This window comes from Sphingomonas sp. P4_G3 (genome assembly GCF_056401105.1).
In genome coordinates this window covers 515462-533742 of sequence record NZ_JBFUJZ010000002.1, presented here as the reverse complement: position 1 = coordinate 533742, position 18281 = coordinate 515462, and the positions used below count along the sequence as shown (strand labels likewise).

Sequence of the window (18281 nt, the reverse complement as noted above, 5' to 3'; positions counted from 1 at the left end):
TAGAAAAAGGACGTGATCGCGCGGGCGCTATTCGCGCCGGCGGCTCGCAAAGACGGGGATTGCGTCCGAAAGGGCGAAAACCGGCAGCGCCGAAATCACCGCATGGACTGGCCCGGCGACGGTTTGGATCGGTCGGGCGGCAACCTGGCGCTGCACCTCGGCCGTGGCCTTGACGGCAGTCGCTACTACCGCGCTGCTGAGCGTGGTCGGCACCTGTGCCGCACGCGCCCCGCCTGTGCCGCTCAAGGCGGACAACAAGGCAGACAGGAGCAGGATCAGGTTCAAGCGAGCGCTACTTCATCGATTGTGACGGACGGTGACATAGGGTCGCGCCCGGCAAAGGTCTATCAAATACTCGTTACTTTGTCGGTCGACCGCTTCATTCCCGGCGTAAGAAGGCAGGACGCCAACGGGACGTTGGGGGCAGATCTCTACCGTTAATCCCTCCTCAGTCCGGGGTGAAGTGGATACCCGGTATCGTGTAGTTTGATCCAATCGCCTTACCCGTTTCATCTCGGGCGGGCTTGAACCGGCCATGGCGCGCGAACATCGCACATGCAGCGTCGTTGAGAACAGCCGGTGCGTTGCTCTCGACGATCGTGCAGCCGGAAACTCTGCCTGACGGGTCGACATCGAGCCTGACCGCGACCGAGCCACTTTCTTTTCGTGCGCTCAAGGGAATCTCGTCGGCGTGGAGCCAAGTTCCGGGGTTTTCCAACGGCGTTACAGGGCTGGACTTGTCATCGGGAGCAGCCGCTGCCGGCAACGGCAACAGCGCGCTTCCAGCGACGATCAGCAACCAGGGATGCGTTATCACGGCCTTTTCCTCTCGATATGCGGGTTCACCGTCTTTTCGGTGACACGATCGGTGCCTTCAGTGCTGGCGGCGGGAGTGTCGATCCGGAAGCGGGCGCGGCGCTGGAGGGGGGTACCGGTTCGGGCGGCGGCGTCTCCAGTTTCCACATCATCGACGAGCTCCACTTGCTCGGCGTCGGCTTGTTCTTCTTGTTGCGCGGCACTTCGAACCGGCCATTGGCGGTCATGAAATTGCACGTCGTCTCATCGAGCAATGGCGATTCGGAACTCTTGGTCACCTTGCAATCGGTCACGCGTCCGGTGTCGTCGATCGAGAGGGTGAAGCTGACGCGCCCCTGCTCTCCACTCGCGCGCGCCGCCGGCGGGTAGCCATCCTGGGGAATCCAGCTGCCCGGACTGCCGATCGGCTTCGCAGTCGGGATCGGCTCGTCGTCATCCTGCGCCTGAGCGACGCCCGGAAACGCAAAAGCGGCCAATGCCAGAACGACGGCAATACGCATGTTTTTCTCCCCAATTGGCGTCACGCTAGCCCAACCCGACCCGACTTGTCACCGCCGCCTTTGCCTGTCCGGCACACCGCTCTATGAGAGCCGCCATGACCGACCGCTCCCCCCTCGCCCCCGCCGCCTTTCCCGATCTGCCGGACATTGCCGGCATCACGCGCCGCGTCGCCAAGGCGCAGTACAAGACCTGGGATCGTTGCGACCTGACCTATGTCGAACTGGCCCCCGGCACGGCGGTCGCGGGCGTGCTGACAAAAAGCCGCTGCGCGTCACCCGAGGTCGATTGGTGCCGCGCCGCGCTCGTCCTGGGTCGCGCTCGAGCGCTCGTCGTCAATGCCGGCAATTCGAACGCCTTTACCGGCGATCGCGGACGCCACGCGGTCGAAGGGCTCGTCGCCGCTGTTGCGCGGCATCTCGATTGCCAGCCGTCGGACGTATTCGTCGCCTCGACCGGCGTGATTGGGGTGCCGTTGCCACTCGACAAGGCAGAAGCCGGACTCGCCGCCGCCTTCGCTGCCGAGCCGTGCGGTTGGGAAGAGGCCGCCGCAACCATCATGACCACCGACACCTTCCCCAAGGCGGTGGTGACGCGCGCAGTGGTCGACAGCAAGCCGGTCAGCCTGGTCGGGATCATCAAGGGATCGGGCATGATCGCGCCCGACATGGCGACGATGCTGGGGTTCATCTTCACCGACGCCGCGGTCGATCCCGCCTGGCTGCAGGCGGCACTCGCCCGCGCCAATGCGCGTAGCTTCTCGTGCATCACGGTCGATAGCGATACCTCCACCAGCGACACCGTGCTCGCCTTCGCGACGGGTGCCGCGGGCAATGTCGCGATCGCACATGACGACGATCCCGGCGCCGACGCCTTCGCCGCGGCGCTCAACGATCTCTGCCTGCAACTGGCTCACCTTGTCGTGCGCGACGGCGAAGGCGCGACCAAGTTCATCGCGGTCGAGGTGACCGGCGCCGAAAGCGACGCCAGCGCGCATCGTATCGGCATGAGCATCGCCAACTCGCCTTTGGTCAAGACCGCGATCGCCGGGGAGGACGCCAATTGGGGCCGCGTCGTCATGGCGGTGGGCAAGGCCGGCGAGCCCGCCGAGCGTGACCGCGTGGCGATCCGCTTCGGTGAGACCCAGGTGGCACTCAACGGCCTCGCGGTCGACGGCTATGACGAGGCACCGGTCACCGCGCATCTCAAGGGCCGTGAGATCGATATCGGAGTCGATCTCGGCCTGGGCGACGGCCGCGCGACGGTGTGGACCTGTGATCTCACGCACGGCTACATCTCGATCAACGCCGATTACCGGAGCTGAAACACGATGCTGACGATCTGGGGCCGGCTCAACTCGCATAACGTCAAGAAAGTCGCCTGGTTCGCCGAGGAGCTTGGGCTGTCCTATGTCCGTCACGATATCGGCGGACAGTTCGGGATGAGCGACGCCTATCTGGCGATGAACCCCAATGCGCTGATCCCGACGATCGACGATGACGGCTTCATCCTGTGGGAATCGAACGCGATCCTGCGCTATCTGGCGGCTCGCCATGGCGGCGTGCGCTGGTGGCCCGACGAACCGCAATTGCGCGCGATCGGCGACCGCTGGATGGAGTGGCAGAACGGCTACGCGCTGGTGCAACTCGATTCGTTCGTCAACCTCATCCGCGTCGCGCCCGACAAACGCGATATGGCGGCCGTTGCGCGCTCGGCGCAGCGTTGCGGCGAGCGGATGGCGATCCTCGACCGCTATCTCGCCGAGACCCCCTGGCTATCCGGCGAGGAGTTCGGCGTCGGTGACGTGCCGATGGGCGTCTATGCCTATACCTGGTTCACGCTAGATATCGAACGGCCCGATCTGCCCAACGTCGCCGATTGGTACCGCCGCCTGCAAGCCCGCCCCGGTTATGCCAGCCAGGTCATGATCCCGCTGACGTAGAACGCGATCCCTCTTCCGCTTGCGGGAGAGGGCGGGGCCCGCCGCCAAAGGCGGTGGGAGGGTGAGGGTCTTCTTACTTCTTTTGTCGTTTTATCTGCATGGAAGAAGAAAGAAGACCCTCACCCAACCTGCACCGGGTGAACAGCGCCCCGCGCTGTTCAGGTCATGCCGGGGGCATGACCGACCCGGTGCATCCGCAAGCGGGTGAGGGCTAAAAAAAAGGCCGCACCCAACAGGATGCGGCCTTTTGCTCATCTCGATTTCGAACTCAGGCGGCCGAACTGGCCGCCGTTCCCAGTTCGCCCTCGAGCCACGCCTTGATCCGGCCCTTGGGTTCGGCGCCGATCTTGGTCGCTGCCGGGCTGCCGCCCTTGAACAGGATCATCGTCGGGATGCCGCGCACGCCATAACGCGCGGGCGCATCGGGATGATCGTCGATATTGAGCTTGGCGATCGTCACCTGCTCGCCCAGCTCTTCCGAGATTTCCTCGAGGCTCGGCCCGATCATCTTGCACGGCCCGCACCATTCCGCCCAGAAATCGACCAGCACCGGCTTGTCGGAATCGAGCACATCCGCCTGGAAACTGTCGTCGCTGATATGTTTGGTTGCCATGAGAGAATCTCCTTTGACCCCGAATGTAGGCGCGGCGAGGCACTTGCTCAACGGCTCTGGCCCTAGCTTTGCTCCATCGCGGCAAAGCCCGGCTTGTGAGGAGCGAGCACGTCTTCGGGCAGATCGAACAGGCGCGGCGCTGCAGTGTAGAGTAACGCCGCCTCGATCCGCCGCCCCGGGAAGATCACGCGCAAGGCTTCGGCATAGGCCGCCATCTGGCGCAGGTGGAATAGCGGCACTTCGTCGAGCCCCAGCGGCACGCGTCGCCCGGTCTTGAAATCGATCACGCGGACGCGGTCGGGCTCGACCAGCAAGCGGTCGACGGTTCCCGCGATGACATAGCCGCCGGGCACGACCGCCGAGATCGGTGCCTCCCCTAGCGAATTCGGCCCGAACAGATCACCGTGCGCGGGATCGTCGAGCACTGCCGATACCGTCGCGATCAGCTCGCTCCTAAGCCCGGCATCGGCGACCAGGCCCACGGCCGACAGCCAGCGATCGGCCGCTGCCGCGCGGCGATCCGGCGCCAGGGCCGGCAATCGCTCGAACAGAGCGTGGATCAACCGGCCGCGCTCGGCCGCCGTCCGCATCGCCGCGGAGGGTGGAGGATCGGACACATCGTCCTCGCCGACCGACGAAGGCGCGAGCGGCCGTGGCGGCCGCGCCTCCTTCGGGGCGGGCTGGAATGCCCAATCGGGCAAAGCGACGGTCTGCGCCTCGGCGTTCCGTGCCGGTCGCGGCCGCACCGGCGGCTGCGGATCGTGGCCGGCGAACGAGCGGCGTGGCCCCTCCTCGCGCTGCGCCGTGCCCAACGCCGTGAGCGCCGCTTCCGCCGCCGCATACCAACTATTCTCGGACGGCACGCCTTTCGCCCGCGGCCCCAAAGATCCCGCTATCTCCAATCTTTCCTCGGCGCGCGTCGCGGCGACATAGAATAATCGCCAATGCTCAGCGAGTTCGCGCGCGTCGGCGGTCGTGATCGCCTCGGCCAATACTCCCGACCGTTGCTCCTTGCGTGGGCGGAAGACGGGCAGTTTGGTATCCTGATCTGCCTGCCAATCAAGCGTCGAACGCGGCCGCGCCTCCGGATCGGCGGTGGCGTCGGCCAGGATCACCAGCGGTGCCTGCAATCCCTTGGCGCCATGCGCGGTCATCACCCGAACCGCGTCGAGCGGCTGCGACGGATCGCGCACGATCTCGACATCGCCGCGGTCGAACCAGTCGAGGAAGCGTTGCAACGAGGGGATCGCGACGCGTTCGAACTCGAGCGCGGCATTGAGCAATTCGTCGATCGGGTCGCGTGCTTCCTGCCCCAATCGCCGGATCAGCTTGCGCCGCCCGTCGAGCGGCCCGGTCAGCATCTCCTCGAGGAAGACATAGGGCGTGGTGAAATCCGCGCGTCGCAGCATTGCGCTGAGCGGCGCGATCCGCTCGGTTGGTTGCGTAGCCTGGAGGTGCGCCCATAAGCCGCCGCGGCGCTTCATTGCCGCGCGCATCAACTCGTCCTGGCTCCAGCCGATTAACGGCGACACCAGCAGGCTGGCGAGGGCAAGATCGTCCTGAGGCTGGAGTACGAAGCGGATCGCCGCGAGCAGATCCTGCACCGCCAGCGGCGCGGTCAGCCGCAAGCGGTCGACGCCCGCCACCGGTACGCCCTCGGCATAGAGCCGCGCGACGATCAGCGAGGCGAGTTCGCCGCGCCGTTTGACCAGGATCATCACATCCTCGGGGCGCAGCGGCCGCCCCTTGCTCTCGAGGATCATCGGATTCTTGGGATCGAGCCATGCCCTGACCTGCGCGGCGATCCGCGTCGCATGCGCGCGCACCGCATCGGTGATCCAGCCCTCCTCGCCTTCATCCTCTTCGCCGGCCAGGGTCGGTGCCCAGAGATTGACCTGACCCGGCCCCTCGACCTTGCTGGCATGCCGCTGGTTGTCGTCGACCCCGAGGCCGCCGCCGGGCAGCACGCCGATCGCCGCGTCGACGAAATCGAGGATCGGCTGGGTCGAGCGGAAGGACGAGGTCAACGCCAATTGCTCGAACGGCGTCGGCTCGATCTCGCGGATATCGCTCGTCACCTCGGCAAGGTCGCGGAAATGCCGTTCGGCCCAGCGGAAATTGAGCGGGTCGGTGCCCTGAAAGCCGAAGATCGCCTGTTTATAGTCGCCGACGGTGAACAATGTCCGCCGCCGGTCGCCGCGGCTTCCCAGACCGGAGAAGAAGTCACTCGCGATCGCGTCGACGATCTCCCATTGGCGCAAATTGGTGTCCTGGGCCTCATCGATCAAGACGTGATCGGTCGCCTGGTCGAGTTTGAAGCGGACCCAATCGCCCATCCCCTCTTGCCGCAGCAATGCGACCGCGGCGTCGATCAGATCGTCGAAATCGACCGCGCCGATCCGGCGCTTGGCGGCGCGATAGGCGAAGGCATAATCGCGCCCGACGGCGAGGCCGGCAGCGAGCAGATCGGCATAGTCCGCCAGATGGCGCATCTGGATCAGGCGTGAGACCTGCTCATGGAAGTCGGAAGCGATCGGGGCATAATCCTCGTCCTGCGGCGCCTGCCCTTTGGCAAACGACCGCAATTCACCGTCCTGCCGCGCCCAGACGCTGTGCAATTGGTCGAGCGTCGCCGCCCGCTGCTCGGGGCTTCTCGCCAGCCATGCGGTGATGATGTCGGCACGGGCCAGTCCATTCTTGGTGCCCCACGCCAGATTGAAGTCGCGCACGCCTTCGAGCAGGTCGTCATCCAGTTGAGCGCAGCCATCAGTGATCGCCGCCTCGACATCGTCGACGCCGATCAAGGCGCGGCGGACATAGGGGCCGACCCCCTCCCCCATCGGCAACGCCGCCATTGCCGCCGGCGCGCGGGCACAAGCGCGCAGGAAAGCTTCTGCCCCTTCCTCGCCAAGCCGCAGGCTCAGCGCGCCGACAGCGCGCACCGCGCCGTCGCGCCCCTCGCGCTCGGCATCGACCAGCAATTGCGCCAGCGTCTCGCGCGCCAGTGCCGATTCCTCGCGGGCTTCGAGTGGACGGAAACCCGGGGTGAGACCCGCTTCGACTGGAAAAGCGGCGAGCAGCGACTGACAGAAGCCATGGATCGTCTGGATCCGCAGCCCCCCGCCCGGTGCATCAAGCACCTTGGCGAATAGCGTTCGCGCCCGCGCGATCAGCGCCGGGTTGGCGCGCTCGCCCAGCGAGGCAAGGTCGGCGCGGATATCGGCCTCGGACGCGCGCACCCAGCGCGCGAGGCGTTGGTTGATCCGCCCCGCCATTTCCGCGGCGCCCGCTTTGGTGAAGGTCAGACACAGGATCGCGCCGGGATCGGTACCCCCGAGTAGCAACCGATAGACACGCGCCGCCAGCACCTGAGTCTTGCCGGTGCCCGCCGAGGCAGCCAGCCAGACGTGCGACGACGGATCGCTCGCGCGCGCCTGCTCGTCGACGAGCCGTGGCAGGATGGAGTCAGCGCCGCTCACGGCCATACCATTCGTCGCGGCGCATCAACTGGTCGTAATCGCCGAACGGCGCATATTCCGGCTTCAACTTGGCGGTAAACGGCGCCGCTCCGGTCAGCCACGTCTCCGCCGCCTCGGTGAAATTGCGTCGCGCCTCATCGACGAATTCATCGGCCGGGATCGGGTCTTTTTTCTTGGGGTCACACGGCGAATCGACATAGCCGAACCCGCCGACGCGGTTGCGCGCGAGCGACCAATATTCGAACCCTTCCGCCTTTCCCGCAACCCCGGCGAACTTGCCCGCCTCGGCGATCATCCCGAGCAAGCCGAGTTGCAGGCTGAACCCCGCCCGCACTGCCGCGGTCGAAGGCGGCTGCCCAGTCTTATAGTCGACCACTACCAGCCCGCCGTCATTGAGACGATCGATTCGGTCGAACCGGCCCGACAATTCGACGCCGGCGAGTTGCAACGTTCCTTTGCCTTCAACCGCCAGGATGCTCCGTTCACCCGCGCGATCGGACACTTCGTGCGCGATCCAGTCGACCGCCTCGATCAACCGCGGCCCCCATAACGCGCGGATCATCGGATGCGTGCGCACATCGCCCAGCAAGGCCTCGGCGCGCGGGCGCAAGGTTTCGGGATTGGCGCCGTCCTCGCGAAACCAGGTTTCCAGGATCGCATGGACCTGATTGCCACGCCAAGCCGCGCTCGGCTCCGCATCGACCGGGTCGATCGCGCCCAGCCGCAGCATCCGGCGCGCGTAAAAGGCGTACGGGTCGGCCTTGAGCCGGTCGACTTCGGTCACCGAGATCTGGCGCGGCCGGTCCTCGATTGCGGGCGACGGCTCGGGCCGCGACGCCGGCTCGTGCACGCCCGGATTGTCGATCGACGCGGCCCATGCCGCAAGATCGGGATCGCGAATGAAGCGATCCCCCGCCAGGGCTTCCAGCCGCAGCCAGAAGCGCGAAGCCAGCGTCGGCGACCGCCCGTCGCGGCGCGCACGCGTGATCAGCACTTCCGGTGCGCCCAGGGCATTGGCGAAATCGTGCGCCGCGACGCCGACGCCGCGATCGAGCCCGGGCAGCCCCAGTTCAGCCCGGATGCGCGGCGCCAGCCACGGATCGGGTGCAGCGATCGCCGGCCAGGTACCTTCATTAAGGCTTCCCAGGATGGTCAAGTCGGCGGTCTGCAACCGCGCCTCGATCAGGCCATAGATCGCCAGGCGCGGATGGCCGCCCTGGGGAGGACGAACCGCGACTTCCTCCATCAAGGTGCGCAGCAGTGGCGCGACGCTGGCCGGGTCGACCAAGGCCGGCCCGTCCGCCGCGCGCAGTTCGAGATCGGCGAGCAGTTCAGCCGCCGCGCGACCCGCCGGTCCAGCCCATACCGCGAAACCGCACAGGGCTTCGGCCGTCTCGCGCAACGTCGCAATCATCGCCGCCAGCGGTTGCTCGCCATTGCCGAAGCAGTGCGCCAGCGGTTCGAGCAATCCGCGCATTTCCGGCCAGACCTGGCGCGCCGCCGCGCGGATCGACGCCTCGCGCTCGTCGCCGTCGAGCAGATGCGAATCGATGCCCGCGAGCCCCGGAGCCGGGCGGGGCCCGCGCAACGCACGGTCGAGCGCGCGGACGCCGTCGAGCCACAAGGTCCGCGGCTCCCCGCTCTGGACGAGCGGGTGCTTGAGCAGCGCCAGCAATGCGAGCGGCGCGAAGTCCTGTGCCGCAGCCTCGGCCAGCATCGTCAGCAGTGTGCCTGGCGCGCGCGTCGCGAGCGGACGGCCGGCAGTATCGTCGACATCGATCCCCCAACGCGCGCAATGGGCCGCGACGCGCTCGGCCAGCGTGCGGTCGGGCGTGACCAGGGCAGCGGTACGCCCCTCGACTTCCAGCGCGCCGCGCAATGCCAGCGCAATCGCCTGCGCCTCATCGGCTGGGGTTGCCAGCTCGACCGCGCGAATCCCGGTCAATCGCCGGTCGGGCGCTTCCAAATCGGTCCACTTGCCGGTGAAATCAGCAGGCGCGAAGGCGTTGGCGATCGCCTTGCCGCGCGCCGCCGAGGCATCGTGATCGCTTCCCTCGCGCCAAGCGCGCACCTCGCCGCGTCCCGCGCTCATCCGTTCGAGCAACAGCTTCAGCTGAAATTGCGGGTGGGTCTCGATCGAGCGCGCCTTGAAGCAGCTGGCATCTGCCTCGTGCGGCCCAAGCGCGTCCCATTCCTCGGCCGGCATCGCAGTGGCGAGGTCCTGGAACACGACCAAGCCTTGGTCGAGCTCCGCGACACGGCGCAACAAGGCCGCCACTGCCGGCGCCGGATCGGTGATCCCCGCTGCACAGACGAAACCCGCGGGCGGCATCTCCTTCCAGCGCGCCGCCAACCGACGCAGCATGATCGCACGGCGCGTTGCTGCGTCCATCGCGCCCAGCCGCGCCAGCTCCGCCGGCCACCGATCGATCACGATACGGAACAGCTCGAGCGCGCGCTCCCAATGGCTGGTCAATTCGCGCCCGACGTCGAGCTCGGCGAGTTTCGTCGCCGCGACTTCCTCGACCAGCAGTTGGTCAAGCGTCCGCGCCAATGCTCCGGCCAGGCGTACGGCTTCGTCGGCGGCGACCGGCTCCCCTTGGCGGGCGCGCTCCTCGCTGACCAACCTCGCCAGGATCATCCGTCGCGCCAGCGGATCGACCGGTGGCGGCAAAGGCTCGAGATCGTCAGCCGGATCGAGCATCGCCCCCGCCGCTTCATCGAGCGCCGGATCGCCGATCGTCACTAGTCGCGGCAACAACAGCCCACCGCCGCTCGCACGCACGAACGCGTCCTGGACCGCGCGCCGCCCGCGATTATTGGGAAGAAGGACGAGGCCACGCGCGAGCCGCATCGGATCGTCGCCGAAGCGCTTCATCAGCCCAGCGACGAGCGCATCGGCAAAGGCTCGCTGTGCCGGAATCGTATAAAGCGCGAGGCCGCGTTGAGAGGTCGAATTCATGATCGCCAATCAACTATCACAACCGGGAATACCCCGACCGTAAAATAGCCGCGCCTGCGCCTGATAATTCAAACGTTACCCCGGCCTTGTGCCGGGGTCCAACGCGCCTCCTGGGAAGTCAGCCGTTGGTGCACGTTGGATGCCGGGACAAGCCCGCATGACGACACGAGCTTGAGCGGCAAGGCCGCACCCTAAGCATCGATCAGAAGCGCTTCCGTCTTGGCAATGGCCGGCGGCGTGCCGACGTCGAACCACAACCCCTGATGGACGAAGCCGTAAGCACGCCCGGCCTCGATCGCGCGGTTCCAGAACAGGTTGGTCGAGAACGGCCCTTCCGGCCAATCGTGGATCACGCGCGGCGAGAGGATCTGGACGCCGGTATAGACGAACGGCGCCACCCTCCCAGGCTTGCGGCGCCCGGTGATGCGGCCGTTGGCGTCGAGGTGAAAATCGCCCAAGCCGCCATGATTATGCGCGCGCGCCAACGGCACCATCAGCAACAGCGCGTCCATCGCCTCGTCGTCCCAGCGCGACGCGAGCAGCTTGATCGTGTCCGCCGGTCCGTCGACCCACAGATTGTCGGCATTGGCGACGACGAACGGCTTGTCGCCGATCAGGTCGCGCGCTTTGACGATGCCGCCCCCGGTTTCCATCAACTGATCGCGCTCGTCGGAGACGATGATGTCGACGCCCTTCACCCGGTTCTTGAGGTGCGCTTCGAGCGCATCGGCGAGATAATGGACGTTGACCACCGCACGCTTGATCCCCGCCGCGCGGAGGCGGTCGAATACGTGATCGAGCAAGGGCTGACCGGCGACCTGGATCAGCGGCTTGGGTCGCGTCGCGGTGAGCGGACGCATGCGTTTGCCGATTCCCGCCGCCATCACCATCGCGGTTTCCGGAACCGTGCCGCCCGGATCGGGCCGCAGCGACAAGGTGCGTTTCGCGGTCATGCGCGGGCGATCTCCATCGGGTCGCCGCGCAGGTCGGCCGGGATATTGGCGTCGAACCAGGCCTTGACCGGCGCCAGTGCCGGGTGATCAAGATCGCGGTTCAGATAACGCCAGACGCGCGGGCACATCGCCGGATAGCGCGGCTTGCCGTCGCGCCGCCATAGCCGGGTGAAGATGCCGACGATCTTGGCGTTCCGCTGCGCGCCGAGGATGTGATAGGCCGCATCGAAATCGTCGCCCGCACCGGTCACGCGGCGATAGCGGTCGAGCATCGCCGCCTCGATCTCGGGCTCGACATCGCGGCGAGCGTCCTGCAGCAGCGACACCAAATCATAGGCCGGATGGCCCGCCAAAGCGTCCTGGAAATCGAGCAGGCCGAGCGCTTCGGTGCCGCCGATCAGCATCAGATTCTCGGCATGATAATCGCGCAGCACCGTCACCGGCTCGGCCGCCAGCGCATGGTCGAACACCTCGCCCCAGGCTTTGGCGTAGCCGTCGGTATCGACCGTCACGCCGATTGCCGGGCAATACCATTCGGTCAGCAAATCGGCTTCGCGCTGCAATTCCTTGCGGTCATAGGGACGCCACGGGCCGGCGGGTTCCCCGCGCAAGCGGATCAGGATATCGACCGCCGCCTCGTACATCCGCAACAGGCTTTCCGGCGCGGCATCGACCGTCTCGCGCATCCGGGCGTCACCGAAATCCTCGATCAGCACCAGTCCCTGCTCAAGGTCCGTGCCGAAGATCACCGGCGCGGGGAAACCGCGCGCGACCAGCCATTGCGCGACTTGGATGAACGGGCGCGGGTCCTCATGCGGTGGCGGCGCATCCATCAGGATCGCGCTGCGGCCGTGGTCGGCGACGCGGAAATAGCGCCGGAACGAGGCGTCGCCGGCGAGCGGCAGCACGTCGCCCTCTCCCCAGCCCAGTTTGGCAAGGAAATCGGCGGTCCCCGCCGGTGGATTCATGTCAAGGGCCATCGCCCCTCCCATGCCGCGGGCACGGTTGCTGTCAAGCGGCGTCCGCCATCGGGTGCGAAGTCCAAGGTCAATGCCAAGGCGTCCGGCCATCGGCCGGGCGCACGCTCGGGCCATTCGATCAGCAGGACCGAGTCCTCTCGCGCTTCGTCCAGCCCGAGTTCGTCGAGTTCGTCGACATGCTCGATCCGGTAGAGGTCGACATGCATCACCGGCAGCCGCGTCTCGGGTGGCGCATATGGCTGCACGATCGCAAAGGTCGGCGACGGCGCTTCCTCTTCGAGTCCCAAAGCCGCGAGCAGGCCACGAGCGATACTGGTCTTACCGGCGCCGAGAGAGCCGGATAGCGTGACGACATCGCCGGGACGGACCGCAGCGGCGAGAAGGGCGCCGAATTCCTCGCTGGCGGCAGCATCGGCGAGCAGCATCAATAGCCGCTCAACAGCATGTCGATGGCGTTCATGATTGCGTCCTGTTCAGCCGTAAGTGAATCGACGCGCACCCCAATCCGCTTGATTGGCACCGCGCCCATCGATTGGGTCAACATGACCATATCGTTTCCGGCAACGCTGAAGACGGGATTGAGGCGCGGGATCTTTCGCTCGACTCGGTCTGCGCGATACAAAGGGACCATCAGCCGCGAGTTGATCCCGTCGAGCAAATCGGTTTGGCAATCGAGCAGAAGCGGCCCGCCCTCACCGCGATGCACATCAAATCGTGCCATCAGAACGTGCGATACCGTTCGAGCGGCAAGCCGTTCTCCTCGATAAATCGGTTATATTCCTCGAAAGCCTCGGCATTCTCTTCCTTGAACCGGCGTTCCCGCTCAGCCTTCACTTCGCGCGCCAAACCTTCCTCACTCGCGCGGGAAACGTTGATGCCGAGTTGCTTGGCCTCTTCAACCAGGCGCGCGTCGAGCGACACGTTGGTTGGCCGGCGGAACGGCGCCCGATCTTCACGCACTCTCGCCATCACAATCTCCTATGCGCATAGATTATGCGCATCGAAATCGCGACGCAAGCTATCGCGGCAGCTCGACGATCAGCACTGCCCCCGCGCCGGGTTCGGACAATAACTGGATCGTGCCGCCATGCGCCTCGGCGAATTGCCGCGCGATCGGCAGGCCGAGCCCAAGCGCGCGGTCGTCATCGCGCGCCTGGTGTCCGCCAAAGCGATCGAACGCATGCTCGATCGCGTCCGGCGTCATTCCCGGACCATCGTCCGACACAACGATCCGCGCCGTCCGCACGTCACCATCGGTGTGGAGCAGCACGCGTCCGCCCTCGCCAATCCCGCCCACCGCGTGGCGCAGTAGATGCTCGATCATCTGGCGCAACTTCTTGGCATCGCCCTTCACCATGCCGGTCGACGGCGCGACCTCGATGGCGAAATCGACTTTCTTGCGCTTGGCGATCGGCGCGATTGTCTCCGCGGCGTTGTAGGCGGTGGTTTCCAGATCGACGCTGAGGCGTTCGATCTTGTTCTGATCGGCCTCGGTCAGATCGAGCACGTCGTCGACCAACGCCGCCAGCCGCGCGACCGATTCGAGGATCGCGTCGACATAGCCGTCGGCTTGTTTGGTAAGCTTGCCGGCATAGCCCTCGCCGAGCATTTCGGCGAAGCCCTGGATCGAGGTCAGCGGGGTGCGCAATTCATAGCTCATGTTCGCGACGAACGCGGTCTTGACCTGATCGGCCGCCTCCAGCGCCTCGTTGCGATCGCGCAGCGCCTGTTCGATGTGCCGGCTGTCGGAAATGTCGAGCATCGTGAATAGCGCGTTGCCGTCGGGGAGTGGCACGCCGGCGAATTCGAAATGGCGCCCGTCGGCGAACGCCACGCGGCCGCCGCGCTGTTGCCGGCCAACCGCCGCCGAACGCACGATCTCGGCAATCACGCTTGCCCGGCCTGGCTGCGCGAGCCGCGCGGCGCCCTTTTCGACCAGCGCGTCGATCCGGGGATGGCTGGTCAGGAACTCCTCGTCGAATTCCCACAGCTGGCGGAATTTGTTGTTCCAGATCTGCAACCGGCCGTCGCCCGCGAACACGCCCAGCGCCTCGAACAGATTATCGAACGTCGCGGTGCGGACGCGGAGCAAGGTATCGCGCGCGCTGGCAAGCTGGACCTGCTCGGTGCGATCCTCGAAAATCAGCAATAGCCCGCCGTCGGGCAACGGATTGCCGACCAGCCGCAGGTGCACCCCGCCAGGCAGCGTCCAGGTCTCTTCGATCGCGCCGGTCGCCGCCAGGAACCAGTCGCGGCGCTCCGCCTTCCAGCCGGGGAAATCGCGCACCTCGGGAAGCCGGTTCGCCTCGCGCATCCGTTCGAGCACGCGATCGAATTCGGGACGGTCGGCGAGCCATTCGCTGCGCATCGCGAACATGCGCTGGAACGACTGGTTGCAGAAAGCGAGGCTGCGGTCCGCCGCGAATTGCGCGACGCCGGCGGAAAGGCGATCGAGCATCGCGCGCTGGGCGTCGGAGAATCGCTTCATCCCGCCGCGCGCTTGCTCGAGATCCTCGATATCGATGGCAAAACCGGCCACCCCACCCGGCGGCGTCGGCAGCGGCACGTCGTGGATGCGGAGCATGCGCCGTGCGCCACCGATCGTCGCGGGCATCGATTGGACGTTGGGGCGATCCGTATCGCGGGCGACGAGCGCGCTCGCCAGCGGACCGCCGATTCCCGATCCCTCGATCAACTCCACCTGGCGCGCCACGACATCCTTGGCGTCGCTCGCCTCGACCGCGCGGACATAGGCCGAATTGACCATCGCCAGCCGCATGTCGGGTCCGCGGTACCACATCGGCAGTGGCGCAGCCTCGATCAGCCCGCGCAACGCGGCGAAGGCCTGGCCCAGGTCGGCGGCCTCGCCGCGCAACTGGCCGATCTGCGCCTGGCTTTCGGTCGAATCGAAGAACCAGACAACCACGCCGCCGGGCGACCCCACTTCGCGCGGCGCGCGCTGGCCGCGCACCGCGAGCATGCGGGTCGATCCTTGCGGGCGGATGGTCAGCGTGAATGGCTCGCCAGCCTTCTGCGCCGCGGTGACCGCATCGCCCAGCAGCACCGCGTCCTCGCTGGTCAGACCGGTGCCTGGCGCCACCAATTCCGCCAGATATTTGGGCGGGGGCGCCAGACCGAGCCAGTCGGCTAGCCGATCGGGCATTTCCAGCCGGCCATCGGCGCGCACCACCATCGCCAATGCCGGGGCAGACGCCAATAGCGCGTTCAGCTTGTCATTGCCCGCCATCGTCGCCGCGGCGGCGGCGCGGGCGCGCAATCCGGTGTACAGGATCCAGCACGTCGCGACGATCGCCAGAGCGAGAGCCGCCCCGACAAGGCCGAGGGTCGTCGTCGACACCATCAGAAACGGCCCCCGATCATCACCAGTCAACTAATCCCGTTCGCGCTTCACCCATCGAGCGCCTGCATCTTCGTAGAGAGAAGTGCAGGCATTCGACAAGCGGGACCCGAACGGGATCGGGCCGATCACAGCAATATCAGCGATAACAGACCTTCTTGACCGTCTCGACGACCTTGGCGGCCGAAATCAACGCGAGCTTTTCCAGGTTCGCGGCATAAGGGAGCGGCACGTCCTCATTGGCCACGCGCAACACCGGGGCGTCGAGGTCGTCAAACCCTTCCTCCATCACGAACGCGGCGACTTCGGACGCGATCGAACAAGTCGGCCAGCCTTCCTCGACCACGACGATACGGTTGGTCTTGGCCAGGCTCTTGAGCACCGTCTTGCGGTCGAGCGGGCGCAGGGTGCGCAGATCGACCACTTCGGCCTCGATGCCTTCCTTGGCGAGCTCGTCGGCGGCTTCCAGGCTGATCCCGACGCCGATCGAATAGCTGACGATCGTCACATCCTTGCCCTCGCGCATGATCCGCGCCTTGCCGATCGGGAGGACCCAATCCTCGACCTGCGGCACCTCGAACGAGCGGCCGTAGAGCAATTCGTTCTCAAGGAAGACAACCGGATCCTCGCTGCGGATCGCCGCCTTGAGCAGGCCTTTGGCGTCCGCCGCATCGTAGGGAGCGATCACGATCAGGCCAGGAACGCTGGCGTACCAGGGACCATAATTCTGCGAATGCTGTGCGCCGACACGGCTGGCCGCACCGTTGGGGCCGCGGAACACGATCGGGCAACGCATCTGGCCGCCCGACATGTAATTGGTCTTGGCCGCCGAATTGATGATGTGGTCGATCGCCTGCATCGCGAAGTTGAACGTCATGAACTCGACGATCGGGCGCAGGCCGCCCATCGCCGCGCCGGTGCCGACACCGGCAAAGCCATATTCGGTGATCGGCGTATCGATCACCCGCTTCTCGCCGAACTCGTCGAGCAGGCCCTGGGTGACCTTGTACGCGCCCTGATATTGCGCGACTTCCTCGCCCATCACGAAGACGCGCTCGTCCTTGCGCATTTCCTCGGCCATCGCGTCGCGCAGCGCCTCGCGCAGCGTCAGCTTGACCATCTCGGTACCGGCGGGAACTTCGGGGTCGGCGACTTCGGCGTCGTGTTTGGCCGCTTCGAACATTTGACGCGCGCCGGTCTCGACGAGGTGAGGTTCGGGCGTGCCGCTCTCGGCCGCTTCCTGGGCGACCTCGGGGTCTACAACCTTTGCTGCGGGCGCGGGTGCAGGCGTCGCCTTCGACACTTCCTCCCCCTCTGCCGCAAGGATCGCGATGACCGTGCCGACCTTCACATTGTCGGTACCCTCGGCAACCAGGATCTGTGCGATCGTGCCTTCGTCGACCGCCTCGAATTCCATCGTCGCCTTGTCAGTCTCGATCTCGGCCATGATGTCGCCCGACTTGACCGTGTCGCCTTCCTTGACGAGCCACTTGGCGAGCGTGCCTTCTTCCATCGTCGGCGACAGCGCCGGCATCTTGATCTCGATCGCCATCTCAGTACGACTCCACCAGCACGTCGGTATAAAGCTCGCCCACCTCGGGCTCCGGCGTCTGCTCGGCGAAGTCCGCCGCCTCGTTCACCTGCTTCCTGATCGCTGCCTCGGCGGCTTTCAGCTCGTCTTCCTTCACGCCCAGTTTCTCGAGCAATTGCTTGGCGTGCTCGATCGGGTCGGACTTGTCGCGGACCGCCTGGACTTCCTCGCGGCTGCGATATTTGGCCGGGTCCGACATCGAGTGGCCGCGATAGCGATAGGTCTTCATCTCGAGGATGAGCGGACCCTTGCCCGCACGGACCCAAGCGAGCGCTTCCTCGGCTGCCCCGCGGCACGCCAGCACGTCCATGCCGTCGACCTGGATGCCGGGAATGCGGAAGCTCTCACCGCGGCGATAGAGCTGGTCCTCGGACGAAGCTCGGTTGACGCTGGTGCCCATGGCATATTGGTTGTTCTCGATCACGTAGATGATCGGGAGCTTCCACAGCTCGGCCATGTTGAACGATTCGTAGACCTGGCCCTGATTGGCCGCGCCATCGCCGAAATAGGCGAGGCAGACGCCGCCGTCGTTCGAATATTTGTGTTTGAAGGCAAGCCCGGTGCCCAACGACACCTGCGCGCCGACGATGCCGTGCCCGCCGTAGAACTTCTTCTCGGTCGAGAACATATGCATCGACCCGCCTTTGCCCTTCGAGATGCCGGCGGCACGGCCGGTCAGCTCGGCCATGATCAGCTTGGGGTCGATGCCGTAGGCGAGCATGTGACCGTGATCGCGATACCCCGTGATCACGCTGTCCTTTTCGCCATCGAGCGCCGACTGGAGCCCGACCGCGACCGCTTCCTGGCCAATATAGAGGTGGCAGAAGCCACCGATGAAACCCAGGCCGTAAAGCTGGCCCGCTTTTTCCTCGAAGCGGCGAATCAGCAGCATCTGCTTGTAGAGTTCGAGCAGTTCCTCCTTCGACGCCTGATAGGGCTGCGGCTCATCGGGCCGCGGACGGTTGGTAACTGGGGGCTCGCTTTTGGCGCGCGCTGGGGCTTTTGCCACGATGGGGAAACCTCGTTTCCTTGGGGGAGAAAGGGCGGCCTATAGGCCGGACCTGTTGCGGTTTTCAATCGTGCGCTGCG

16 protein-coding genes are annotated in these 18281 nt (G+C 66.0%); 2 read left to right on the top strand and 14 right to left on the bottom strand.

What is annotated here, in order from left to right:
• Positions 1–27: 27 nt before the first annotated feature.
• The 3 genes from AC1DQQ_RS08105 to AC1DQQ_RS08095 form a co-directional block, all read right to left on the bottom strand.
• Entirely contained in the window at positions 28–285 is a 258-nt protein-coding gene (locus AC1DQQ_RS08105; protein WP_478044794.1) for a hypothetical protein, read from the bottom strand.
• A 163-nt stretch (positions 286–448) separates the two neighbouring features.
• Complete coding sequence (locus tag AC1DQQ_RS08100; RefSeq protein ID WP_478044793.1) at positions 449–817, bottom strand: energy transducer TonB; 369 nt, start codon at positions 815–817, stop codon at positions 449–451.
• Between the two features lie 25 nt (positions 818–842).
• Positions 843–1316 carry an energy transducer TonB gene (locus tag AC1DQQ_RS08095; protein WP_478044792.1) on the bottom strand — a complete coding sequence of 158 codons (474 nt, stop codon included), beginning with the start codon at positions 1314–1316 and terminating at the stop codon, positions 843–845.
• A 95-nt stretch (positions 1317–1411) separates the two neighbouring features.
• On the opposite strand from AC1DQQ_RS08095, the gene argJ reads away from it, so the two are divergent.
• Positions 1412–2638 (top strand): bifunctional glutamate N-acetyltransferase/amino-acid acetyltransferase ArgJ, encoded by a 1227-nt coding sequence (gene argJ, locus AC1DQQ_RS08090; protein ID WP_478044791.1) that lies wholly within the window; start codon positions 1412–1414, stop codon positions 2636–2638.
• Between the two features lie 6 nt (positions 2639–2644).
• Positions 2645–3256 carry a glutathione S-transferase family protein gene (locus AC1DQQ_RS08085; protein ID WP_478044790.1) on the top strand — a complete coding sequence of 204 codons (612 nt, stop codon included), beginning with the start codon at positions 2645–2647 and terminating at the stop codon, positions 3254–3256.
• A 268-nt stretch (positions 3257–3524) separates the two neighbouring features.
• Here the strand turns inward: AC1DQQ_RS08085 and trxA are convergent, their stop codons facing one another.
• From trxA to pdhA, 11 genes are all read right to left on the bottom strand, one after another.
• Positions 3525–3869 carry a thioredoxin gene (gene trxA, locus AC1DQQ_RS08080; RefSeq protein WP_478044789.1) on the bottom strand — a complete coding sequence of 115 codons (345 nt, stop codon included), beginning with the start codon at positions 3867–3869 and terminating at the stop codon, positions 3525–3527.
• A gap of 62 nt (positions 3870–3931) precedes the next feature.
• Entirely contained in the window at positions 3932–7354 is a 3423-nt protein-coding gene (addA, locus tag AC1DQQ_RS08075; protein WP_478044788.1) for a double-strand break repair helicase AddA, read from the bottom strand.
• Complete coding sequence (gene addB / locus AC1DQQ_RS08070) at positions 7335–10310, bottom strand: double-strand break repair protein AddB (protein WP_478041580.1); 2976 nt, start codon at positions 10308–10310, stop codon at positions 7335–7337. The genes addA and addB overlap by 20 nt, the downstream gene beginning before the upstream one ends.
• A gap of 191 nt (positions 10311–10501) precedes the next feature.
• Entirely contained in the window at positions 10502–11263 is a 762-nt protein-coding gene (locus AC1DQQ_RS08065) for a nucleotidyltransferase family protein (RefSeq protein ID WP_478029053.1), read from the bottom strand.
• On the bottom strand, positions 11260–12231 hold the full coding sequence (locus AC1DQQ_RS08060; protein WP_478029521.1) for an aminoglycoside phosphotransferase family protein: 972 nt from the start codon (positions 12229–12231) through the stop codon (positions 11260–11262). Before AC1DQQ_RS08060 ends, AC1DQQ_RS08065 begins: the two co-directional genes overlap by 4 nt.
• Positions 12228–12668: a tRNA (adenosine(37)-N6)-threonylcarbamoyltransferase complex ATPase subunit type 1 TsaE gene (tsaE, locus tag AC1DQQ_RS08055; RefSeq protein WP_478029054.1), complete on the bottom strand. Its 441-nt coding sequence runs from the start codon at positions 12666–12668 to the stop codon at positions 12228–12230. Before tsaE ends, AC1DQQ_RS08060 begins: the two co-directional genes overlap by 4 nt.
• Positions 12668–12964, bottom strand: a complete 297-nt coding sequence (locus AC1DQQ_RS08050) for a CcdB family protein (protein ID WP_478029055.1) — start codon at positions 12962–12964, stop codon at positions 12668–12670. The genes tsaE and AC1DQQ_RS08050 overlap by 1 nt, the downstream gene beginning before the upstream one ends.
• Positions 12964–13212 carry a type II toxin-antitoxin system CcdA family antitoxin gene (locus tag AC1DQQ_RS08045; protein WP_478029056.1) on the bottom strand — a complete coding sequence of 83 codons (249 nt, stop codon included), beginning with the start codon at positions 13210–13212 and terminating at the stop codon, positions 12964–12966. Before AC1DQQ_RS08045 ends, AC1DQQ_RS08050 begins: the two co-directional genes overlap by 1 nt.
• Before the next feature lie 49 nt (positions 13213–13261).
• Complete coding sequence (locus AC1DQQ_RS08040) at positions 13262–15604, bottom strand: PAS domain-containing sensor histidine kinase (RefSeq protein WP_478041581.1); 2343 nt, start codon at positions 15602–15604, stop codon at positions 13262–13264.
• A gap of 136 nt (positions 15605–15740) precedes the next feature.
• Positions 15741–17153 carry a pyruvate dehydrogenase complex E1 component subunit beta gene (locus AC1DQQ_RS08035; protein ID WP_478041582.1) on the bottom strand — a complete coding sequence of 471 codons (1413 nt, stop codon included), beginning with the start codon at positions 17151–17153 and terminating at the stop codon, positions 15741–15743.
• Position 17154: 1 nt separating this feature from the next.
• The gene (gene pdhA / locus AC1DQQ_RS08030; protein WP_478041583.1) at positions 17155–18201 is read right to left on the bottom strand and encodes a pyruvate dehydrogenase (acetyl-transferring) E1 component subunit alpha; all 1047 of its coding nucleotides are present in this window, start codon (positions 18199–18201) and stop codon (positions 17155–17157) included.
• Between the last annotated feature and the right edge of the window lie 80 nt (positions 18202–18281).